Here is a 23,297-nt window from a genome sequence, read left to right as displayed (position 1 = left end):
GAGCCCATGTGTTATGTCGAGATATATTTATTACGTCTTTTACAAAGCACATGGCAGCCCTATACCCCTTACTTACTCGCTAGCAGACGTTTTTTCTCTAGCTTAAACTGTGCATTCAATTCATCAATTAATGCTAAAAGTACAGTTTGGTCGTCATTACTTAGCGCTAACTTTGTTTGCAAACGCGAATCAAACGGGCTTTCAGCAATGTTCGATAAATGATTTAAGTATGCATCCGTATGCAACAACATCGCACCCACTTTACTTTGAATATTAAGCACACACAAAGCGAGATCATTTGACGCCAGCATTTCGATTTGTTTTACCGCCAAGCTTATTTTTAATTGATCATCTTGCACCGTTTGCCGAGTATTGCTGATAAGCACTTGAAAGTCTTTTTTTAACTGAAGCTCTTTATTTGGATTATTTAGCTCTACCGCTGCATTTGTATCTTCTAAAAAGGCTTTCGATGCTGCATCTAACTTTTCAGCGATTTCAGATTTATGACGAAAAATCATTTCGCCCAATAACGTTTGAAATACCAGAAGTTGGTTAGCCGTTATTTCGAATAATTTTAGGTGTGCGTGCCCTGTTATATTATCCGTAACCGCATTCTCCTTTTGTTGATGCTGTTTAAAAAGAATAATAAAAATCAGCACAATAATCAGGCTCAAGGCAATTTGTGCGTTATTTTCAATCAGTAAAATAATGTCAGACATAAGTAGTGTTTGCTTTTTTGCTTAATTCAATCATGGTTTTAGAGATTTTTGAAGCGTTATCAGTTAGTCTGGTCATTAAATACACATAAACATCACTACTGACACTCCCTGACAAACAAATCGTTATTATTAACAAAAACGACAAGGACAAGGACAAAGACAAAGACAAGGACAGTAATTATGATTACACTCTACGAATTTCCACCCGCTTTTGGCCTTACCAACGCAAGCCCATTTGCGCTTAAGCTTGAAGCCTACTGCAAATTGGCCAAAATAGAATACCAAGTGAAATATCGTATTGATTCAGAAAAAATGCCAAAAAAGAAGTTCCCCGTGGCATTGATCAACAACGAATTAGTCGCCGATTCAAATATTATTCTCGCGCAATTAGATCAAACAGCGCAACTTGATGCTTCACTAAGCAACAAGCAGCATGCACTTGGTTATTTGATTAAAGAGTTAATTGAAGAAAAACTGTATTGGTGCTTAGTTTATAGCCGCTGGGTTGATGACGCTTTTTGGCCGACAACTAAAGCCGAGTTATTTTCAGAAATGCCCAGAGTTCTCAAACTCTTTGTACCAAATTTAGTAAGAAAGAACCTAATTACAAGCATTTATGCGCAAGGGCTTGGGCGACATTCAACAACGCAAATATATGATTTTGCAATTGAAGCAGTAACGCATTTGGCTAACTTACTGGGAGAAAAACCTTATTTTGTATCTGATTATATGACTCAATATGACTGCGCTGCCTATGCAACATTAACCAACCTATTAAATGGAAAACTTGAAACACCAATAAAAGCAGCGATTGAACAAAAGCCTAATTTAGTGGCTTACATCAATCGCTGTTATGAATCATGTGGTGTTTAGTTAAAAATTAACGTCGCTTACATTACCTGAGGTCACAATAACAGATGTACTTTGTCCCTCTGGTGATGGAATGGTTAAGCCATCAAATTGAATGTTGTCATCAACTAAGTCGTTACAGCGAAGCGCTACAACATAATCACCAGCTTCAACAAAACCAAATTCAAATTCACCGGCAACACTGGCATTCACGCTAGCAAGTGGCGCAGATGCCGTTGGTGCTTCACCAGTAAAGCTTTCATCTTCAGCATCAAACAAATCACCTAACTCAGTGGCATCACCTGAATATAGATACACAGTACACGGCCCTAAGTTTAAATTTTCAGCTGAAATAGTACCACTTACTCCGCCTGCATTACTTACCACCTTAATACCGTGTGGTTTTAAAATAAAACCGTTTTTCGATGGATCGTTACCACGCTGCACAAGCGAACTTCTTAAATCAAATTCTATGGTATACGCAGGTGTGTCACCTTGTTGTTCAAGTGTTGCATCAACTGCAAATTCACCTAAACGCAAACGCGAGCTAGGCACTTTAATTGCGTATAAATTCGCATCATTATCAAGCTCTACGTAAGAGCTTGTATCTACAATTACTAATTCTAATTTGTAGTTACCTTGATCTAAGGTAATTCCAGCAAGTTCATCGATGATCTTCTTTTGACCTGCACCTTGGTATTCAAGCAAATTAATAACGATTGACTGAACACTTGTTCCATCTTCTAAAACAAACTCTTCAACTAACGTTTCTTCTGACACTTCACCTGCGTCATCAAGCGCTAAAATTTTAATTGTCTCTATTTCAATTACCACTGCAATTGCATCATCTACCGGTGCATCACTTACGCCAAGCGAAAACTTTGCTTGTTGTTCGCCGGTTACTGGCGGTACCGTTACATCATCATCGTTATATGAACTGCCACCGCACGCGGTAATTAACATAGATAAAAGTAATACGAAATAAATTTTCATAATGGACCCTTTGTTCGCACTACACCATTATAGTAGATTGCATAAGGCTCATAGATACGTACATTGTATGAGTTTCGCGGTGTTCATTAAAAACAATCAAATAGCATGAGGAAAATTTAACTAACCTTGCACAATCGATTAAATAGATTAATTACACCCATTTAATCCATTAGAGCTTAGATTAGTTAATTGGCATACTAAACCCAGTTAAAAAATACAGATATATAGAAGGGCGTACCATGTTGAAAGATATTTCGGGACAATCAGTACCACAAGTCACTTTACCAATTTTTGCTAACAACGAATGGCAAACAGTAACAACAGATGACTTATTTAAAGGCAAAACAGTGGTGGTATTTTCACTACCGGGTGCATTTACACCAACCTGTTCATCAACCCATTTGCCACGCTTTAACGAACTTGCCAATACCTTTAAAGCTAATGGCGTAGACGATATTTTATGTGTATCGGTTAACGATAGCTTTGTTATGTCAGCATGGGCAAATGACCAAGAAGCTGACAATATTCGCTTAATTCCAGATGGTACAGGTGAATTTACCCACGGCATGGGTATGCTTGTTGACAAAAGCGCGATTGGCTTTGGCAAGCGCAGTTGGCGCTACTCAATGCTGGTAAAAGATGGCGTAATTGAAAAAATGTTTATTGAACCAGAGGTAGACGGCGACCCGTTTGAAGTATCAGACGCCGATACCATGCTTGATTACATTAACCCTAATGCGGTTAAACCAAAGCCTGTTGCATTATTTACGAAACCGAACTGCCCATATTGCCAAAATGCAAAACGATTACTCGATAAGCATGGCTTTAATTATGAAGAGATTGTTCTGGGCAAAGACGCAACCTTAACAAGCTTAAAAGCTATGTCAGGGCGAGAAACCGTGCCACAAGTCTTTATTGGTGGTAAGCACATTGGTGGCTCAGACGATTTAGAAAGCTACTTTCAGGACTAACCATATATAGAAAGGCTGTATCTGCAGCCTTTTTAAAATCTAAACTCTACATTGAAATGAGCACCCGTCTCATTATTAGTACGTTCAAACCATTCGGCACGGTGATGCACAACTTCTCCGGTGACTGCAAGCCAAGTTAACACTTCATACTCTAAAGCCAAACTCAAACCATACGCATTACCTTTGTCTGAGAAATAAGACGCTACACACGTTTTGTTCCAGCCACAGCCTTCATTAATGGTTACATTTTGCTCCACATCATAGTGTTCGAATAGATAATATTTACCATCTACATCACCATTTTGATAAAACACACTACCGTACAATATGGCTTGACGATTCAAGCGATATCCTGCAATCAAGGACAAATCATAACTTTTTTGTTCCATTGACCAATCATTATATTGCTTTGTAGGGCTTTCGCTGCGCTTAGCCCAAATATAACCAAGGCTGCCAGCTAACGACAGGTTGCCCGTTTTCTTCTGCTCAAGCGGTGCGCCTAACATTTGGTATTTTAAGCTAACTTGATTTTCACCGTTATCAACAAAACGTGCCTCAAAACCTTTACCTAGTGTCATCGCCGCTGAGAAACGCAGCGTATTATCTCGTTCGCTCTTTTTATTTTTATTTATGGCGATTTGGTTTGAGCTATCGGAGCCTGCGGTAATGTTAAAATGGAAAGGTTGGCTATTAACTTCGGGGCTATCAAATCGCGCCATGCGCGGTTTCACTTCAGGCGTCGATTCACACCCTGCAAGCACAATACTTGATACCACCGTACTTATGACAATCAGCTTGTTCAAAAGAAAGTCCTTTTAAATAAAATATGTGCCAATGATACGGTGATTTTCTTTTCTAATTCAAACCATTGTGTAAATAAACGTAATCAGCAGCCGTATTAAAACACCTTGTAAATCGATGACTACATCACGGCTTACAACATCAATAGCGCGTATTAAAGTAAAGAGATAAAAGACATAACCCACCACCAAAGAGATAATGGGTTAGTGTTAACTAGAGCGTGTTAACCCCTACTGTCTATTTCTACAGCGCTTTGTTGTCGCTTTTTTACCTAGACCACAAAGCCTACAAAGCAGCGCCGCGATTAAAACTATTTGGATTTGGACAGAATTCAAACCGTAAATAACAACACGCGCTAGAGTAGTTCAATACGAAATGTGTCCATATTTGGTGTGCAATCCCACTTGGCATTTCGCTCATTACTGAGTTTAGATGCATCCCACTCCAAGCCACATATTTGGCCGCTTGCTTCGGTGACAATACGTGTTTGATTACTGTCATTCACCAGCCAAATTGAGATTAAGTCACCCGATGAATTTTCATCAAACTTTGCATTGCGTTCATTAGCATGCTTAGACGAGTCCCATTCAAACGCGCCTTTATTACCATTGGCGACTAAATAACCATCTGCAATTAATTTGTTGCCATCATTAGTGATGCCCGTAACTGTAAACGTCATTGGATCGGCATTGCCGGTACAATCCCATTTCGCGTTACGCTCATTAAAAAAGCGGCTGTTATCCCATTCCAAACCACACGTTTCGCCGTTAACTTCGGTTGTGATCACCAAAGACACATCTTGACCAACTTGAATGTTTGATTGCTGGGTTAAATAGCGATTTTGCACATTGTTAAGTAAAGTGTTTAATTCAGTACCTTGCCCTTTGTTATAAATAGTGCGCACTTCATCAAGGCTCAGCGCACGGTGCCACACGGCAAAATCATCCAAATCGGCTTTTAAATTATAAGTATAATTACCGGTACCATCTTGCCCAATATTCCAGTTAAGCTCTGAGTTAATGTCACCCACATTAGCAATATCACCAGCGATAATATTAAGCTCACCCGTTGGACTTCCTGCGTACATAGTGGCAACACCATTACGGTCAAACGTTGCAACCAGTAACCACCAGCCATTAAAGCTGTAATCGATTGGATCGATGTCTTTTCTGTCGGCACCTGATGACGCTAAATTAATGCCAAAGTCATCGCCATTGCCTTCGTTAGCAAGTAATAATGTGCCGCGATTAGCCCCACTTGCCCAGTTTTTATTACCAACAATCACGGGATCACCAGCTTGGTCGCCACTTACTCTAAACCATGTCATCAAGGTAAAGTTTGTATCTGTGCCAAAATTCAATTCTGTTGGTTTACCTAATGTCAGGTATTCTTTGTCGTCGTTAAGCTTTACATATTGACCAAACTTACCACCCGCTTGCAAATTTGGCGTGCCCCCGCCTACTTGAGCGTGAAGCGCATTGCCTGATGCATCAAGATAGTTGCCATCAAATGGTAAATAGGTTTTAAGGTCTTGCTTGATGCCATTATCGTTAACAACACGCACTAAGTTACCCTGCACAACACCATCCATATTTGCCAGCACAGCTAAACCATGATGGGCAAGTACTGTAGGCGCTGCATCATAATTATGAGGAACACCCGCTAAATAGCCTTGTTTAGCGGTTTTAGATGACACTAAAAATGGAATAGTATAGTTATCTGCTGCATGAATACCGTGCGATGAACCACGTCCACCGTGATCAGATGTCAGAACAATTTGCCAATCTTCACTGTCAAAGTTAGGACGATTTTTAATGGCAGCCAAGATGCGACCAATTTGACTATCAACATCGTTTATTTCATTTATATAACCGTTATCTGACGCCGCAAAACAACATGCATGCCCTGCACCATCTACGTCATCAAGAAACAGAAATAATGCATCGACATCAGTCCCGTGCTGCCAATTTGACGCTGTAAAGGTGCCATTAATGATATCAACCGCATTTTGTGTATTCGTTGCATCATCTGCATCTATTTTTACATCTGCGCTATTGGCAATTTGCATATCGGTGCTCCATGTCACCAAATAGGCAGTGTTTAGTGATGGGTTTGCTTGCTCTAATAAGGTCAAATAATGAGGGTGCGCTGCATAATTGCCCCCCGCCACGTCACTATTGCCTGTAACACCACTTTTATTTGATGTAACCCCCGTCATAATACCCACGTGATTAGGGCCACTGTTTGGCGCTGCGTCCTTCATTGTTTGCGCATAATGTGCAAATGCGGTGTTATAGCCATTCGCCCAATTACCACTAATCAAGTTATCAAGATTAGGAGTATGCGCATTTTCAATACCGTCGCCACGCAAGCCATCAACGGCTATCAGCAATGAATGTGTTTTTGCTAAGACAGAAGTGGACATTGCCACACCAGCAAGCAACAACGACACTTTAGCGATTTGCTTTATTGGGTAACTGCACGACATGTTTTTTTTCATAATAATTCCTGTTAGATTGGATTTTTAACTTGGTCTAGACCAATAAAAACTTTAAAGCTAACGTATTACTATTAAGTGATTTTGAAGTGACAAAGCAGTAACAATTTGATTAAAAATACATCAAAGCGTAATGAGAATTTGTAAATTAAATCCAAGCTCCATTTAACTGGCTACTAAGGAATGGTTTTAAACCCCAACGATAAAAGCAATAGCGGCACAACCTTTAAACTTCATCTCCACCAACCAAAAATTGAATTTGCGCCAAGTAAGCTGCCTAAGCCAATAATAGTGAGTACGATAGAAGGTACAGCAAGGGAAAATACATTATTGATGCGCACACGTTGATGCTTGCCTTCACCACCTACCAGTACTTCAACGTTATCGTTGATATGATAGAAAGCTGCAATGACGGCATCTTCACATAAGAATTCTTTTCTTTCGTGATTATCAAAGTATTCAATTAACAAATGTTTATTGCGCCCACCGCTAGATATGCCATCATGATTTATGGTTACCAAATCAATTACGCTACCTTGATAAATACTTGCGTTTTTACGAAAGCGTAAGCGCGTTATAAGTAGCCAAATAGCGACAGATAAACACACCACACTAACAAAAAGCATGTAATAACCCATTAGCGCTTTCCAATAGTAGGTCTATCTTTACTAAAAAACCCTATCCACGTTGAAATAACACACAAAGACGCGTCAACAATAACGCTTGTGTAAAATTTAAAAGGCTGATCAGTCGCATTGACTATGACTTCGTTACCCTGAACGCGATAGGAATAATCACCATCTAACATGGTTATCAGCCCCAGTGCAGTTGCGATACTAAACACACGAAAAAACCAGCGCGTGCGCCGTTCGGTATACATTAGCGTATTGCCTTATTTGGTAAATTTGTCTTTAACATTCTTTGTAAAAGTAACCGCGCAATTAGAGATTAAGTTACTGTACACAAAATAAAGTGATATGTAGAAAAGTATTAAGTAAGCAAGTTTTTCAAAAGCACATAATCAACGTCATGGAAAATCGACTTTCAAAAAAGCGGCATATATTGAGTTAAAAATACACTCAAAGCCGTTTAACCGTGGCTAAATTTGCTGAATAAATTAAACTTTGCAGCCATACTGCAAAAGCCAGTTTTCTGCTTGTTGCAAACTAGTGACTTTAATGAACGGGACGTGTGCATTTTCAATGTGATGTTGAATATGTTGACCTTGTTCTTCGCTATCAACCAGCCAACACTCCGCTATTTGATTATTTCTTGTAAGTTGAATCGTTTTGTTATGTTTATAGTTACTAACGTCTTCAGACACTCGCCATCCACGTAAATCGGCAAAGAGCGCCCAAGGAGTATTTCTAACCCGCGAAATGGTTTCATCAAGCAAGGTTAAATAACCAATATCAGCTTGAATATCCCAGTTTCCTGCAATCTTAACAACCACAAGATTATGTTTAAGTGACACGCTATAAACAGGTTCAATCATAGTTTTAACAACAGCTACTTTTTATTACTTTAAGTAAGTTATTAACTTCACACTCTTTATACAAGAATAGCGCTTATGCATTGTAAAAACGAACATTAAATTGTGTAGGCAAACAGAGTTTTTAAAACGTGTTAGAGCCTTAACGAACAGTAATTTCGTGTTTACGCAAAAAAGCCAGCAAATGCTGGCTTAATTTATTTCTCGTTTTGCTCGTCACTTGCTTCGGCTTTTTGTTCTTTTTGCTGTTTTACAATGGCAATGGTTTGCTCAATTTTTGGGTCAGGTAACACCATGTGAACTAATGCCCCAAGAACATACGCGCCGGTTTTGCGCTTTTTCGCCCAACCAACCATTTTCCAAAACAAAAACAGTAAAAATGCCCAAACAAAAACCAGCACAAAAAGTGTGATTGCTTGTGTCATAACGTTTCCTTTTTAATATTTACGTTTATTAACAAGGGGCGCGTTATATATGGCTATAAGATTTGTTAAACAGGTAGGTATCGCGCTTTAAAAAGCTAATGAAAGGGGGCACATAATCGTAACCTGTGGCAACAAATTGCAACAAGCTTTTAAACTGAAGTTTGGTAGTGAAAGTATAAGCTGTGTTTTTACGAATGTATTTATTGGATGAAACCAACTTTGACGCGGCTGCATTCATCGCTGGTTGAGGCTGTGAGATTAACGTGCGGGTTAGATTAAATGGTAGCAACGCTGATATTACAACTAACAGCAGTAAGAGTGTTTTTATTATGTGTACGCTACGTTTATCCATATTCTTTTAATAAGGCCGTTTTTAAATAATTCAAATTGTTAAAGTTGAAAAATTTAAATACTGCAAAGTTTTTAATTACCGCACTACAAATTACCTGTTAACTTAAGCAAAAACCGCTTAGGAATAACAATGGATATAAATACCTGGGTTATGTACTTTTTATCAGTGTTAGTGCTAACCGCATCACCGGGGCCAAGCGCGTTATTTTGTATGACACGCGCGGTAAGTTCCGGCACGCTCGGCGGTTTTATTGCTGCACTTGGCAGTTTAATTGCTATTACTCTTATTCTTACGCTTTCATTTACCGGATTAGGCGTGCTTATCGCAACATCGGAGCTTGCGTTTACATTAGTAAAATATTTAGGCGCTGCATATTTGGTGTATTTGGGAGTTCAGTCGTTTCGCTCAAAAGCGGATAATTTAGCAAAAGTAGAAGTCAATTCATCAAACAAACGGTTACTAACAGATAACTTTTTTCAAGGCTTTATTGTCGGTGCCAGTAACCCTAAAGCAATTGTCTTTTTCACTGCCTTGTTTCCACAATTCATCAATCCAAATGGCTCTTTGCTTAGTCAGTACAGTATCTTCGCCATTACCTTTATATTGTTAGAATTAAGCTGGTTAATGTTTTACGTAGTGCTCGGGGTTAAATCGTCAAATTGGTTGTATCGCAATAACAGAATGCGTCTTTTTAACAGATTAACCGGCTCTGTGTTTATCAGCGCAGGCACCTTATTATCATTATCAAACCGCGGTTAGTGATATTTCTGTTTTGCGTTTGTGACTTTCTCTAGGTATCTGCGGGACTCTTGACGAGGGTGGTGATGGCGCAAACGTTGATACACCGCACCTGGGCTTTGTCGATTAATCAGTTTAACCGCGGTATCGCGATTGCTGTGATAGGTTTTTAACACATTGCCCGCACCACCGTTATAGGCTGAAATAACCGTATATTCTCGACTTTTTTTATTCGCAACACCTTTTAGGTAACGGGTGTTTAAAATCTTTAAGTAAGCGGTGCCAATATCAATATTATAGTTTGGCTGCATAAGCTGTGCTTTGCTTGGCTGCCCAGTTTTTCCTTTTTCAAGTTTGAATACATCTCGCCCTGCAGTTGCAGGCATTATTTGCATTAAACCATACGCATTAGAGCGACTTACCGCGTACGGATTAAACGCGCTCTCAGTTTCAATCACCGCATAAATGAGCGCAGCATCAATATTATAACGTTTGGCTGCAGCTAACACCGCATTGCTGTACTTTAAATGACGCAAATGCTGATGTTCGTTAACGAGCTTAAAGCTCACAGAACTAAACTGACGGTTATCGTCGTGCTCTACCTTTGTATAGTGATCCACAAGATAATTTGCGTAACGCCTAGCGCGCCACTCAAAGCGCACTAATTCTCCGTCATGGTCGCGAACTTGCGGATACAAAAATGGCTCACCACTTAGGTTGGGGGCATTACTTGAAAATATATCGGTCGTTGACGGATCATCGGTTGTAAGTAATGTTTCAAACACTGCCTGTGCCAGTTTTAAAGCTACCTTTTTTGTAGCAATGGTTTCTACCTTTACTGTGCCTTTTTCAAAATCGACAATGGCGCGCGCTTGATAATTGTTTGAATACTTTACATAGCGTTTGTTACTTGGCAGCGAACTGTGTTTATTGCCCCAAATACGTTTAATGACGGAATCTAGCTCATCAAAAAGTTGCTTTATTCGGCGCGTATCGGTTTTGATAGCGGCTTTTGATTGCTCAACACCTTTGGCGATGGCAACAATATCATGGGGGTTTTGCTCAATTTGCTTAGAGAGTTTTTCCAGTGCTCTGGGCGATTTTACATCGACGGTCGATTTACAACTTGCAACACTTAATAACAACCCAATTAATAGTAATCTGTGTTGCATGCCCTAACCTACGCCTTCGTAAACTTAAGGTTAGTGTAAAATAAAGCACTTTAAAATCAATATAAAACATAACAAATTGCTAGCGCCTAGCGTGCTATCGCGTTGTCATTTATCTGAAAACTAGCTTTGTTACTTTACAGTTATATTGCCAAATTAGCGGTAACTTATGCCGAGTGTACGACTAAAAAATGGCGTGCGCCTCCACTATGAAGACCACGGCGACCCAACACACCCCGCAGTTATTCTCATTATGGGTTTAGGTGCACAAATGACGGTTTGGCCAGACCCGTTCTATTACGGATTAGCACAAAAAGGACTGCGGGTGATCCGATTTGATAATCGCGATGTGGGGCTTTCAAGTCATTTTGATCAATGTGGCAACCCTAATCTGCTAAAGATTTGGCTAACAAAGCCCTTTAACAAAGGGGCCTTAGCCCCCTATACGCTTGATGAGATGGCATGCGATGTGGTTGGGCTGATGAAAGCACTTAAAATTAAAAAAGCCCATATAATTGGTGCATCCATGGGGGGCATGATTGGGCAAATTGTTGCAGCTAAGCATAAAAAGAAAGTGCTCAGCCTAACCTCTATCATGTCTTCGTCTTACAATATTCCCCTTTCTAAACAAGGCTTAAAGGTATTGTTTACACTCGCTAAACATCAACCCAAAAGCGTATGTAAAGATGCATTTATAGACTACACGGTAAAGTTAAATCAGCTGATAGGCAGTCCTAATTTCCCGCAACATGAGCAAGCGCTGTATCAACAAGCCAAACAGAATGTAGAGCGTAGCCTTAACCCCAATGGCATAAAACGGCAACTTGCAGCAATTGCGGCAAGCCAAAATCGAAAACACTTATTAGCTGCGATTAAAGTGCCTACACTTGTTATTCACGGTGTGCACGACCCGGTTATTCCTGTTAAAGCGGGCTATCAAACGGCGCAAGCAATTAAACGTTCAAAACTGAAATCCATCAATGGCATGGGACATGACTTTCCCCCTCAATTAATGACCAAATTAACCAAGTGGATATATAAACACGTGCAAAAGGCGCAAAAGCGTCATTTAAAAAAGCAAATGGCAAAGCAACATTTAGCCAACATTCAGAATTAGTGGTTGCCAATACCATTGAAAACGATAGAGTGAGTAACTACAAATCAAACAACGTACATAACTACGCATAAAACGCATCATGCATATAAAGCAACCTATAAGAATTATTTTTGCACTACTTGCTATTTTGTTCAGTGTGCAACTCGTAAATGCCATTAGCCAAGGCGCGGTATCAGGGCTAGGTATCTACCCCAGAACGCTAAACGGGTTAGCAGGAATTATCTTTGCGCCGTGGATCCATCACAGCTGGCAACATTTATTATCAAACGCGGCTCCGCTCGCAGTGCTTGCGTTTATTACATTACAACAAGGATTAAAGCGCTTTTTATTAGTGTACTTATTTATTTCAATTGTTGCGGGTAGCGCAGTATGGGTGTTTGCCTTTGACGGATATCACGCGGGTGCAAGTACCATGGTATTTGGCCTTATTGCGTATATTCTAAGCAATGCCATATTTAGCCGGAATATTTTTAATCTGATCCTCGCCATTATCATCTGTTTTTTATACGCCGGTGTAATTTACTCTCTTACCCAATTTATTCCAGGTGTGAGTTGGAGCAGTCATTTCTTTGGTTTTATTGCCGGACTTATTGCGGGAAAAGTTTTTAATAGCGCCCCGCAGAAACGCCCTTAAAACTTTGTTTTTTAATGAAAATTTAATTATTAAAAAATAGATTGCAGCGCGCTTTATTTTGCATAATAATTGCGCGCTTTTATCACCTTTCAGATAAATTCCAATTCGCATGTTTTTAAGCCTAAAAACACTGCTGAAAGCACTAAAAGCGTCACCCAAGGCGTGAAAATGCAGCAACTAATACGTGATTGCTGCTTCTCCACCGGACTGTGCAAAAATTAACTCGTAACGCGAATTGGTCAATTATGCTCACATCTAGTTTGGAGAATGAAATGAGTGATTTATTGGGTATTAGTTTGCTTATTCTGTTCGGCGCGTTGTTCGCTATGTCGGAGATAGCTATTGCTGCCGCCCGTAAAATTAAGTTACGTGTTATGGCTGACGAAGGCAGCAAAAATGCTAATGCAGTGCTTAAGTTGCAAGAACAGCCCGGCGGATTTTTTGCGATGATCCAAATCGCGTTAAACGCGATTGCCATTCTTGGCGGGATAATTGGCGAGCAAACCTTAACACCTTACACATCAGAGCTGGTTAGCCTAGTGTATACCGGTGATTTAGCAGGACAAATTAGCTTTTTACTGTCGTTTTTGATTATTACATCGCTGTTTATTTTGTTTGCTGACCTATTGCCTAAACGCATTGCCATGATTATGCCCGAAACGGTCGCGTTACGAGTGGTTAACTTAATGAATTGGTTAACACTTGCACTAACACCTTTTGTGATTTTATTTAATGGTATTAGCAATATTGTTCTGCGGATTTTTAAGCTACCGACCCAGCGAGAAGAAATCGTTACAACGGAAGACATTGTGGCGGTAATGGAAGCGGGTGCACAAGATGGTTCATTGCAACAGCAAGAGTATCGTTTAATTGGCAACGTGTTTGAATTAGAAGCACGCACTTTGCCAACGGTTATGACGACGCGTGAATCGATTGTCTTTTTTGATATTAACGAAGATAGCGAGAGTATTTGCAGCAAGATTTTAGCGCATCCGCACAATCAATTTTTAGTATGTGATGGCCAATTAGATAAGCTTGTTGGCACGATTGAATCTAAAGTAATTCTTAAACAAATTCTTGAAACGGGTAAAGCACACCTTAATCCCGATATTTTAACTAAAGAGGTTGTTTACTTACCCGAAACCTTAACGCTATCAGAGGCGCTAAATGCGTTTAAATCGGCATCGACCCAATTTGCTGTAGTGGTAAATGAATACGCGCTAATTGTTGGTGTTGTCACCATTAAGGATTTAATGAGTTGTTTTATGGGGGATTTAGTGCAATTTGATGGTGAAGAGCAAATTGTTAAACGCGACGCAAATTCGTGGCTTGTAGATGGTGCTACGCCTATAGTTGATTTAATGAAGTTGCTTGAAATTGATGAATTCCCTGATGAAAATCAGTACGAAACAACAGCTGGGTTTATTATTTACTTGATGAAACGCATTCCAAAGCGCGCAGATTTTGTCACTCATGCAGGTTATAAATTTGAAGCAGTAGATATCGATGGCATTCGAGTTGATCAGCTGCTGATCACTCGTCTGCTCGATGAAACATTAATTGACCCTAAACCACAGCATCAAACTGATGCGAATACGTAATAACATGGATAACAATTGGATATTATTAGTTATTTATCAATAAGCCCATTTCAATGGACAAAAGTTGGCGCTGCAATTTGTTGCGGCTTTATTATTGGCTTAGAACGTCAACTGCGCGGCAAGCCTGTGGGGATTCGAACATCAGCCCTTATTGTGCTTGGTACTTACATGTTTATTGCTGCGTCAAACTCACTAAATAATGATGTCACTGATACATCGCGTATCATCGGACAAGTTGTCACTGGCGTTGGCTTTTTAGGTGCCGGCGTTATGCTTGCCAAAGACGGTATTGTGGTTGGAGTTACCTCAGCTGCAACTATTTGGGTACTCGCCGCAATAGGTGTTGCGATTGATATTTCGGGCGAACTAGGTGCAATTAAATTGAGTATTTTAGTGGTCGTTATTTTATACGGTGTAGACGTGCTAGAAGACTATTTTACCTCACTTACTCGTGGCGTACATGCACGCTTTAATGGTTGGAAAAAACGCAATAAGTAGCGCATCAAGCGCTACTTACTCGCTAAAGCGCAAACATCTGTACTTTTAGCAACGTGACGAATTACGTTCAAAACAATCAATCTACCTTTGTAAAACACCTAGGGTCTGTTGACCTTTCAAGTTCGTTTTTGCAGCAGTTTGATTGGGTTTTATACAAGGCAGAGGCTGCGTGGCATAGTTATTCTATGTGGGCCAGCCGATAACACAGTAGAAAAGCCAATCAAGCGCTGCCGAACGGTTCTTTTGAGCGCACTTTTCTCATTGTTGCCTATATGGATGTAGGTAAGGGGCGTGAGCAGGACGCGGAAGCTTTGCTCGATATTCGCTTAGATTACTAGGCCACACATCGAGCGCCGCGATAAAAGCACGCTCAAACAGAGTAAAACATCCACCTTCTAAAGAAGGTGGCTTTGTGTTGCCCCCCTAAAAGGGGGCTTTCAATCCATTAACCGCATTTGTGAATCTTCTTCCTGGCGTTCACGTGTTTCTTGGTGCCTAACATAACGTCTTATTATTTCTTCATTAATCCCTACTGAATCAACAAAGTAACCTCTTTGCCAAAAGTGATTACCCCATAACTTGTTTTTCCGTAAATGCGGATATTTATTGAATAACTTTAAGGCTATTTTTCCTTTCAGAGCTCCCATTAACTGAGAAATTGAAAGCTTCGGAGGAACTTTCACTACTAAATGGACATGGTCAACTTGTACATTTAACTCTAAAACAATACACCCTAACTGCTTACAATAAACGTAAATACTACGATAAACATCCTTACCAAGCTTATTTTTCAAAATCCGAAACCTATATTTCGGAGTCCAAACTACATGATATTGACACCGCCAAAATACATGCGATGCTTGTTCATATCTACTCATGTTTTATCCTCTATGACTTCGCTAAAAATCACTTTGGATTTAACATGAGTAGCATTTACAGGCAAAGCCCTTTAAATGATAACCACCTACTGAAGTAGGTGGTTTAGGGCTGAAAACAAAAATAGAACAGCAAAGATCAACAGACCCTAGTATTCCCCTGCTTGCTCGATAACATGCAACTAATCAAGAAATTAGCAATTAAAAATATCCATATAGAAATTAAGGTTTCTGTATTTTATTATTTACATTTTTGCGATAGATCAATGCAAAACATCTTTATAAACAGCTACTGTTAAGCACGCACTTTCCCTACTTCCCCTAAGCTTACTGGCTTTGGTCTCAAGTATCTAAAGTGCTTAGAATAATTTTAGCTGTTATAAAGTGTAATAATTTTCTAATCATTTTTTACGACAAACATTTTCATTACGTTTCAACTTAACGTAAAATCTCGGAAAAAATTTCTTTATATTTTACTCTGTTAGCCAGTTGGAGCCCCCTATGAAACTAAACGCTGTCAGAACACTTGTATGTGCAGCCCTTGCTACGTCAGGTTTTTCAGCCTATTCACAATGCCACAGCCCGATTTATGGTATTGCCAGTGATGCAGGCCAAGGTGTTATTCATAAGCTAGATGAATACACAGGTCAAAGCCTGTCAAACTCAATCGCACTTTATGATTCTGCCGCAATCGCACTCGATAAAGCGTCACAGCGTTTATATTATGTTTCAGTTCCACAAAATAATGGCCACAGTTACCTTGCATATTATGATATTAACTCGGGTTCACATCATCAGGTTGGTAAAACTAAATTCACTTACCGCTTGGTAAGCGATCCGAGCCAAAATTTACTGTGGGCCGCACACGACGATACCTTATTTACCATAGATCCAACGACAGGTTATGTCGCAATTTATGGAGAGCTTACAGGCTTTCGCAATGAACAAGATAAAAACTGGGGTGATTTAACCTTTATTGGCGACGACTTATATTTAGTCAGTAAAAACAGTTTGTATCGCATTGATACAACAGCGTTAACCGTTGAGATTGTTAACCAGCATAACCTAGCATTAGCGACAGGGGCCGCTAAAAACCAGGTAGGCGAATTAATTTTCTCACGTCAGGATAATTTAGGTGGCTCTGAATTTTTCGCTTACGACATGGGTAAATCATCACTCAGCTATTTATCAACCAGTACTCATCGTTTTACCGATTTAGCATCGGCTAACTGTGGCAGCGATGGTTCAGACCAATCTGGTGGTGAAGACAGCTACTATAAAATCAGTGCAATTTACAGCCTAGATAAAAGCCCTGAAGAAGGTGATGAAGCGCACATCCGCGTGAAATTCAACAAAATCCTCGATGATGACAAAGATTTAAACTTAAAATTAAGCAGCGGTACCGCACAAAAAGGGCAAGATTTTAATACCACAGCGTTTATTTCATTTAACCGTGGCGAAAGCTATCCGTATTTAGTGGACTTAGCGAGCCCACAAAAGATCTCGGTACCGCCAGGTGGTCGTCATATCGATATTTTGCTTGATTTAAATGATGACGGCAAAGATGAAGATACAGAATACTTCACACTCGAAGCATGGCACAGAGATACACTGTCGGATCGCCTAACACTCAATCAAGATATTCTCGACCCATCAAGTAACCAAGGTGATCTTCGCGTCAACGCAGTTTATTCACGTCATACTGATGACCTTGTTGAAGAAGGCCGCACTATTAAATTCCGTTTGAAGTTCAATAAAGATTTAGTACTGCCAACTCTACTAAACCTTGAGCTTGACGCACTTTCGGCAACGATGGGCGATGACTTTTCAGCCAACGCGAATATTTCATTCGACCGTGGTGAAACCTTTGTACAAAACGTTGACTTATCTTCGCGCAAAGAAATTTTGGTACCACCAGGTGGTCGCTATGTTGATATCCAATTTGAATCTTATGAAGATGATATTGACGAAGGTTTTGAAGCATTAAAACTTAATGCATGGCACCGTGCTGACCAATCTGATCATGAATTTGAAATTATCCGCATTCATGACGAAGACGCAGATCTTGAATTAGCAAAAGACGCGGTGCATTCGGTTTTTGCGCTCGATAGTAATGTAGAAGAAGGTGAATTTGTAACCTTTAGAGTTCTGTTTAATCAACCACTTAATGATGATGCAAAACTACGTTTGCGTTTAAATGATGGCGCAGCAACCGCGCAACGAGATTACAATCCAAATGCAGAAATCTCGCTTGATGGCGGCATTACGTGGCCAATGGAATACGATTTATCATCAAAACAACGCCCTCTTATTCCTGAAGGCACTGAATATGTAGATGTTCGCGTGCATACTTTGCGCGACGATGAAGTAGAAAACAGCGAAGATTTCAATCTAGCTGCCTATTTAATTAGCGGTGGCACGGATACACAAACAACAACAGTTACCATTTCAGATCGCACCGAAAATAGCGATGACTTCCCTGAAGTAAGTAGCATTACGGCAACGCCATTTAAAGTATCTGAAGGTAACTCAGCACTATTCAATGTGTGCCTAGACGGTACCACTACACAAACACAAGACTATTATTTAGAAGTAAATCCTGACACTGCGGTGCTTGCCGACATTGACCCTGTTGCATATATCAGCTTCGATCAAGGTATCACATTTAACACTCAAATTGACCTATCGAATACTGCCACGGTTGCAGTGCCACAAGGATTGCGTTGTTTTGATGTAAAAGTGACAACTGCTAACGACACTCTTGACGAACAACAAGAGCAGCTAGTAATTGCAGCTTGGGGTAAAGACGACGGTATCGACCGTAAAGCGCAGGCGCTTATCATCGAAAATGAAGTTCAGCACACTGCACCAGAAGTAGCTGGCATTTTTCTTGATACAAAACAAGTAATCGAGGGTGAACCACACTTATTTACGGTGGTATTAGCGGAAGCTACCAGTGCACCTGCTGTTTATAAGCTGGCGTTGAAAGATGACTCTGCAATACAAAATAAAGACTATGCTACCGAGGTAAACTACAGTACTGATAACGGTAGCACGTGGACAACCACAACGATTACCAATGAGTTGGAAATCACTATTCCAGAGGGAATTAATCAGTTTAAGGTTAAGGTTGCAACATTAGCAGACGAAGAAGCTGAAGACACCGAAACATATAACTTCAGCGTGAATGAAGACACTATTGCAGCGCAAATTCTGGATAACCCAAATTCTATACCGGCACGCTTAATCGAAAATGCACCGCGAGAGTATGAAGTTGCTGAAGGCAACTACGCGGTATTTGAGTTAAGTTTAGATAAACAAGTATTCACGACACAAAACGTATTTGTAGAATTAAAGTCAGACGACGCAACAGCAAATGACGACTTTGATTCTCAAGCTGAATTCTCATTTGACGATGGCGCTTTCTGGCAGACAATCGACCTTAGCGCAGCGAATTCATTCTTGCTTGAAAAAGATACGCAAGATTTCCTTGTTCGCGTATCGATTATTAAAGATCAACACGCAGACGAAGAAATTGAAACCCTGCAATTACATGCATGGACTCAGCAAGAGCAACTCGATTTAATTGAAGCGCCAGTATTACTTATTGATGCGACGCCTAAAAATGCGGTAATTGATTTTATCAGCACTGATAAAAATCCAATGATGGAAGGTGAAGAAGTCACTTTCAATGTTGTGTTTGACCGTAAGTTAGAGAAATCACAATCACTCAGCTTCAATGTGATTGGTTTAAATGATACTACCAATGACGACTTCTTAAATTCAGGATACGTTTCACTTGATAACGGCGTTACCTGGCAAGAAATGTCGCTGGTTGAAAATAAATCGGTTAACGTACCAGCTGAAATTCAAAATGTATTAATTAAAGTAACCTCTTTAGTTGATGATAGGGTTGAAGAAAATGAAGCTTATGAGCTATCGGCATGGTTTGAAGAAACCAGCAAACACGCTAAAGCAGTATCAGTAACTGACGGCACAGCACCAAAACCACAAGTAATGTCGGTTATAGCAATGCCAGATCCTGTGTCAGAAGGTGCTACAACCACATTTGAGGTTACGTTAGATAGCAAAGTAGAACGCGAAATTAGCTTCCCGTTCCAGTTAGTTGACGGTAATGCGCTTGCACAAGAAGATTACGATACAACCGTTGAGGTCAGCTTTGACTTAGGCCAGAGCTGGCAAACCGTTTTACTTGCTTCAACACAAGATATTACGTTACCTGAAAACACAGATACTGTACTTGTTAAAGTAGCAACACTTACGAATGACGAGTTTGAGCAGTCTGAAAGCTTTGCGTTAGTGGTAGATAACGTGGTTGGCAATGTATTTATTAATGACGATGACAATGCCGAGCCGATCGCAAACCCAGATACCCTTGAAATCAATGAAGATGAGTTCGCTGAATCAATTGCGATTATCGCAAACGACGAAGATCCAAACTTCGATCCGCTGGTTATTTTAGGTACGCCTACATCATTACACGGCGTAGTGACTGTAAACGACGACAACAGTATCAACTATCAACCAAAAGCTGATTACAATGGTAAAGATATTATCATTTATAGCATTAGCGATGGTCGTGGTGGCGTAGCAACAAGCCAAGTTACCGTTGAAATTGCGGCTGTAAATGATGAACCACGTCAAACAGAACGCACGCTTACAACAAAAGAAGATGTTGAGATTACCAATATTAACTTGCTAGAAGGCGTAACTGATCCAGAAGGTGAAGCACTTTCAATTATTGGCAACCCAGTTGCAACAAACGGCCAATTAATTGATGCCGGTAACGGACAGTTCACTTACAAACCAAATGAAAATTACTTTGGTGACGATGAAATCCTTTTCGTGGTAAGTGATGGTGAAACCGAATTAAACGCAAAGATTGCCGTTACAGTGACACCAGTTAATGATCTACCTACCGCAGAAACTGCTTCGCTAACGGTTGCAGAAGACAGCAAAAACGAGATTGTTGATACCAGCCCTTATACCCATGATGTAGATGGTGATACCTTAACGGTAACGAATGCCACAGCTAACCACGGTGAAGTAAGCGTTAACCCTGATGGCACACTAAGCTATTCGCCAAAAGAAAATTATGCTGGTAGCGATCAGATTAGCTACACGGTAGTCGATGGTAACGGTGGTTCGGTAGTCGGTATTATCAATGTACTGGTAACAGGTGAAACGGATGCACCAAACGCAAATAACGATGAAGCACAAACCGATGAAGACCAGAAAATCGATGTGATTGATGTGCTAGCAAACGATAGTGATCCTGACAACGATACATTAACAGTAACTCAAGCAGAGTCTGACCACGGTGTTGTTACTATCAACGCTAATGGCACGCTAAGTTACCAGCCAAACGATAACTTCTTCGGTAAAGATACTATTCGCTACACCATTAACGATGGTGAATTAAGTGACAGTGCAGTGGTTGTTGTTACGGTAAATGCGGTAAACGACGATCCAACAACAACTGAAAAAATCATTGAAGTGGATGAAGACTCTAAAAATAATGTCGTTGATTTAACTCAACATATTTCAGATGTTGATGAAGACCCTGCAAAAGCAGTATCGGCTACTGCGTTACACGGTAGCGTAGAAGTAAAATCAGACGGTAGCTTGCGTTATACACCAAACCTAAATTACTACGGTGACGATACCATCACTTACCAAGTTGAAGATGGTAAAGGTGGCACAGCAGAAGGTGTTGTAAAAGTAACCGTAAAACCACTTGATGATGCGCCAATTACACGTAGTGATTACCTTTCAATCAATGAAGATGAATCAGTTACTGGCTTTGATGCACTAAAAAATGATGAAGACCCAGACGGTCAATCAATTTCATTGGTCTCTGCAACAACTGCAAAAGGCAAAGTAACGGTTAACGGTAATCTTATTAATTACAAACCAGATGCTGATTTTAATGGCGAAGTCGGCATTGAGTACACCATTACTGATGGCGAAAATCAATCAACTGGCTACATTACAATTGATGTAATGCCTGTTAACGATGCGCCTACCATGCAACCAGTATCAGTTGCCGTTGATGAAAACTCAAAAAATAACGCGATTAATATTCTCGATAAAATTGAAGATAAAGATGGTGACAACGCTAAACCGGTTTCAGTATCAACTGATGACGGTATCGTTTCAGTAGATGGCAATGGGATTATTTACTTTACGCCAACCAAAGACTTTGTTGGAACGGCGAAAATTGATGTCACAGTGTCAGATGGTAACGGTGGTTCAGTAACCGGCTCCATTACTGTGGTAGTAAACTCGGTAAATCAACCACCGCTGGCTGTAGATGATGGCATTCAAGCATTCCAAGACACGCCACTTTACAACGTTGATGTACTTTGGAACGACTCAGATCTTAACGGTGATGATTTAACGCTGATTTCTGCGGTTGCTAATCACGGTACCGTGGTAATTGATAGCAACCAAAACCTGACCTACACACCAGATGTTGGCTTCCATGGTCAAGATTGGATTACATACACCATCAAAGATCCTGAAGGTTTAACTGACAGTGCTTTAGTAGATGTACGTGTTAAACAAAACAACGCACCGTCAGCAAATAACGATGTTGCAACAATTGATCAAGATACGTCGCTAACACGCTTCAATGTACTTGCAAACGATAGCGACCAAGACTCCGATGCCCTTAGCGTTACAAACGCTGTTGCAAACGTTGGCGTAGCACAGGTAAACAGTGATAAAACCATTACCTTTACGCCACCTGCAAACTGGGTTGGTAAAGCACGTATTACTTACACTGTGAGCGATGGTAAAACAAACGGTACTGCACAAGCGGTACTTGAAGTGACAGTACTTTCGACTAACCAAGCACCCGTTGCGAACCCAGATTCAGCATCGGTAACGCAAGGTGAGCGTTTATCGTCAATTAATGTACTCGGTAACGACAACGACCCTGATGGCGATACTCTAACCGTAACCAGTGTTAGTGCCAGCCATGGTAGTGCAACAATTAACAGTAACGGTACAGTGCGTTATCAAGCACCTGAAAATTATGAGGGTCTAGTAGTCGTTACATACGGTATTAGTGATGGCAAAGGTGGCACCGCTTCAAGCCAAGTGAATATCAATGTAACTAAAGCATTAGCCCAATGTATTACAGAATCTGGCAATGGTTTAACATTTGCACCAGGTACCAGTATTGCATTTGCCCACAAACGTAGTGCCGATTATCAACAAGCGTATAAAGTGCTCTCTAATGGTACTGCGATATCCAATTGGCAATACCCAGAGAATACTAGCAGTTGGGTAGAACGCGCAACACTAACAGGTGGCAATACATTCTCGATAACGTACAAGTTTAAAGAACATAACCGTACTTGGAAGTATGGTAGCTGTAACACCGTTTTAGGTAGCAATAACACAGGTTACATAAACTGTGACGATACCGGTGGTGATGGCGACTATAATGATACGCAGCTTCGCTTCCGTATCACCAATGCAAATGGTGTGTGTAAATAACACTCGTTGAGTCAGCTTATTAAAGGCCTGCAATTGCAG

17 protein-coding genes are annotated in these 23,297 nt (G+C 40.3%); 8 read left to right on the top strand and 9 right to left on the bottom strand.

The window, feature by feature from the left end; genetic code table 11:
- Positions 1-68 precede the first annotated feature (68 nt).
- Positions 69-719, bottom strand: coding sequence for a hypothetical protein (locus tag PSPO_RS16900; protein WP_010559373.1), 651 nt, complete (start codon positions 717-719; stop codon positions 69-71).
- A 180-nt stretch (positions 720-899) separates the two neighbouring features.
- Here PSPO_RS16900 and PSPO_RS16895 point away from each other — a divergent pair, with 180 nt between their 5' ends.
- Positions 900-1,592: a glutathione S-transferase family protein gene (locus tag PSPO_RS16895; RefSeq protein WP_010559374.1), complete on the top strand. Its 693-nt coding sequence runs from the start codon at positions 900-902 to the stop codon at positions 1,590-1,592.
- Here PSPO_RS16895 and PSPO_RS16890 read toward each other — a convergent pair whose 3' ends face one another.
- The gene (locus PSPO_RS16890) at positions 1,593-2,561 is read right to left on the bottom strand and encodes a DUF4382 domain-containing protein (RefSeq protein ID WP_010559375.1); all 969 of its coding nucleotides are present in this window, start codon (positions 2,559-2,561) and stop codon (positions 1,593-1,595) included.
- Between the two features lie 239 nt (positions 2,562-2,800).
- Here PSPO_RS16890 and PSPO_RS16885 point away from each other — a divergent pair, with 239 nt between their 5' ends.
- Positions 2,801-3,532 carry a glutathione peroxidase gene (locus tag PSPO_RS16885; RefSeq protein ID WP_010559376.1) on the top strand — a complete coding sequence of 244 codons (732 nt, stop codon included), beginning with the start codon at positions 2,801-2,803 and terminating at the stop codon, positions 3,530-3,532.
- Positions 3,533-3,564: 32 nt separating this feature from the next.
- Here PSPO_RS16885 and PSPO_RS16880 read toward each other — a convergent pair whose 3' ends face one another.
- The 5 genes from PSPO_RS16880 to PSPO_RS16860 form a co-directional block, all read right to left on the bottom strand.
- Positions 3,565-4,335 carry a hypothetical protein gene (locus tag PSPO_RS16880; protein ID WP_021033020.1) on the bottom strand — a complete coding sequence of 257 codons (771 nt, stop codon included), beginning with the start codon at positions 4,333-4,335 and terminating at the stop codon, positions 3,565-3,567.
- Positions 4,336-4,688: 353 nt separating this feature from the next.
- Positions 4,689-6,833 carry an alkaline phosphatase family protein gene (locus PSPO_RS16875; protein WP_010559378.1) on the bottom strand — a complete coding sequence of 715 codons (2,145 nt, stop codon included), beginning with the start codon at positions 6,831-6,833 and terminating at the stop codon, positions 4,689-4,691.
- A gap of 230 nt (positions 6,834-7,063) precedes the next feature.
- A complete protein-coding gene (locus PSPO_RS16870) occupies positions 7,064-7,456 on the bottom strand; it encodes a hypothetical protein (RefSeq protein WP_148665279.1) in 393 nt (130 codons plus the stop codon).
- A 491-nt stretch (positions 7,457-7,947) separates the two neighbouring features.
- Positions 7,948-8,325, bottom strand: a complete 378-nt coding sequence (locus PSPO_RS16865) for a hypothetical protein (protein WP_010559380.1) — start codon at positions 8,323-8,325, stop codon at positions 7,948-7,950.
- Positions 8,326-8,519: 194 nt separating this feature from the next.
- On the bottom strand, positions 8,520-8,747 hold the full coding sequence (locus PSPO_RS16860) for a hypothetical protein (RefSeq protein WP_010559381.1): 228 nt from the start codon (positions 8,745-8,747) through the stop codon (positions 8,520-8,522).
- A 481-nt stretch (positions 8,748-9,228) separates the two neighbouring features.
- Here PSPO_RS16860 and PSPO_RS16850 point away from each other — a divergent pair, with 481 nt between their 5' ends.
- Positions 9,229-9,858 (top strand): LysE family translocator, encoded by a 630-nt coding sequence (locus PSPO_RS16850; RefSeq protein ID WP_010559383.1) that lies wholly within the window; start codon positions 9,229-9,231, stop codon positions 9,856-9,858.
- On the opposite strand, the gene PSPO_RS16845 is transcribed toward PSPO_RS16850, so the two are convergent.
- Positions 9,855-11,009, bottom strand: a complete 1,155-nt coding sequence (locus tag PSPO_RS16845; RefSeq protein ID WP_010559384.1) for a murein transglycosylase domain-containing protein — start codon at positions 11,007-11,009, stop codon at positions 9,855-9,857. The genes PSPO_RS16850 and PSPO_RS16845 overlap by 4 nt on opposite strands.
- A gap of 166 nt (positions 11,010-11,175) precedes the next feature.
- On the opposite strand from PSPO_RS16845, the gene PSPO_RS16840 reads away from it, so the two are divergent.
- The 4 genes from PSPO_RS16840 to PSPO_RS16825 all read left to right on the top strand — a co-directional run bounded on the left by PSPO_RS16840 (position 11,176) and on the right by PSPO_RS16825 (position 14,856).
- On the top strand, positions 11,176-12,123 hold the full coding sequence (locus PSPO_RS16840; RefSeq protein ID WP_010559385.1) for an alpha/beta fold hydrolase: 948 nt from the start codon (positions 11,176-11,178) through the stop codon (positions 12,121-12,123).
- A 79-nt stretch (positions 12,124-12,202) separates the two neighbouring features.
- Positions 12,203-12,757, top strand: coding sequence for a rhomboid family intramembrane serine protease (locus PSPO_RS16835; RefSeq protein WP_010559386.1), 555 nt, complete (start codon positions 12,203-12,205; stop codon positions 12,755-12,757).
- Between the two features lie 272 nt (positions 12,758-13,029).
- Positions 13,030-14,358, top strand: a complete 1,329-nt coding sequence (paeA, locus tag PSPO_RS16830; RefSeq protein ID WP_010559387.1) for a polyamine export protein PaeA — start codon at positions 13,030-13,032, stop codon at positions 14,356-14,358.
- A 15-nt stretch (positions 14,359-14,373) separates the two neighbouring features.
- On the top strand, positions 14,374-14,856 hold the full coding sequence (locus PSPO_RS16825; protein WP_010559388.1) for an MgtC/SapB family protein: 483 nt from the start codon (positions 14,374-14,376) through the stop codon (positions 14,854-14,856).
- A gap of 437 nt (positions 14,857-15,293) precedes the next feature.
- Here the strand turns inward: PSPO_RS16825 and tnpA are convergent, their stop codons facing one another.
- Entirely contained in the window at positions 15,294-15,734 is a 441-nt protein-coding gene (tnpA, locus tag PSPO_RS16820; protein ID WP_010559389.1) for an IS200/IS605 family transposase, read from the bottom strand.
- A 498-nt stretch (positions 15,735-16,232) separates the two neighbouring features.
- Between tnpA and PSPO_RS16815 the strand changes: the two genes are divergently transcribed.
- Entirely contained in the window at positions 16,233-23,258 is a 7,026-nt protein-coding gene (locus PSPO_RS16815) for an Ig-like domain-containing protein (protein ID WP_010559390.1), read from the top strand.
- Positions 23,259-23,297: the final 39 nt, after the last annotated feature.

It is taken from the genome of Pseudoalteromonas spongiae UST010723-006 (assembly GCF_000238255.3).
Classification (GTDB): Bacteria; Pseudomonadota; Gammaproteobacteria; order Enterobacterales; family Alteromonadaceae; genus Pseudoalteromonas; species Pseudoalteromonas spongiae.
This window is presented reverse-complemented; position numbering and strand designations above follow the sequence as displayed.

Coding starts and splice junctions, on each gene's coding strand:
- PSPO_RS16870 (WP_148665279.1), bottom strand. CDS start 7,456: ATGCTTTTTGTTAGTGTGGTGTGTTTATCTGTCGCTATTTGGCTACTT.
- PSPO_RS16885 (WP_010559376.1), top strand. CDS start 2,801: ATGTTGAAAGATATTTCGGGACAATCAGTACCACAAGTCACTTTACCA.
- PSPO_RS16895 (WP_010559374.1), top strand. CDS start 900: ATGATTACACTCTACGAATTTCCACCCGCTTTTGGCCTTACCAACGCA.
- PSPO_RS16900 (WP_010559373.1), bottom strand. CDS start 719: ATGTCTGACATTATTTTACTGATTGAAAATAACGCACAAATTGCCTTG.
- PSPO_RS16860 (WP_010559381.1), bottom strand. CDS start 8,747: ATGACACAAGCAATCACACTTTTTGTGCTGGTTTTTGTTTGGGCATTT.
- PSPO_RS16890 (WP_010559375.1), bottom strand. CDS start 2,561: ATGAAAATTTATTTCGTATTACTTTTATCTATGTTAATTACCGCGTGC.
- PSPO_RS16850 (WP_010559383.1), top strand. CDS start 9,229: ATGGATATAAATACCTGGGTTATGTACTTTTTATCAGTGTTAGTGCTA.
- PSPO_RS16865 (WP_010559380.1), bottom strand. CDS start 8,325: ATGATTGAACCTGTTTATAGCGTGTCACTTAAACATAATCTTGTGGTT.
- PSPO_RS16815 (WP_010559390.1), top strand. CDS start 16,233: ATGAAACTAAACGCTGTCAGAACACTTGTATGTGCAGCCCTTGCTACG.
- tnpA (WP_010559389.1), bottom strand. CDS start 15,734: ATGAGTAGATATGAACAAGCATCGCATGTATTTTGGCGGTGTCAATAT.
- paeA (WP_010559387.1), top strand. CDS start 13,030: ATGAGTGATTTATTGGGTATTAGTTTGCTTATTCTGTTCGGCGCGTTG.
- PSPO_RS16840 (WP_010559385.1), top strand. CDS start 11,176: ATGCCGAGTGTACGACTAAAAAATGGCGTGCGCCTCCACTATGAAGAC.
- PSPO_RS16875 (WP_010559378.1), bottom strand. CDS start 6,833: ATGAAAAAAAACATGTCGTGCAGTTACCCAATAAAGCAAATCGCTAAA.
- PSPO_RS16845 (WP_010559384.1), bottom strand. CDS start 11,009: ATGCAACACAGATTACTATTAATTGGGTTGTTATTAAGTGTTGCAAGT.
- PSPO_RS16835 (WP_010559386.1), top strand. CDS start 12,203: ATGCATATAAAGCAACCTATAAGAATTATTTTTGCACTACTTGCTATT.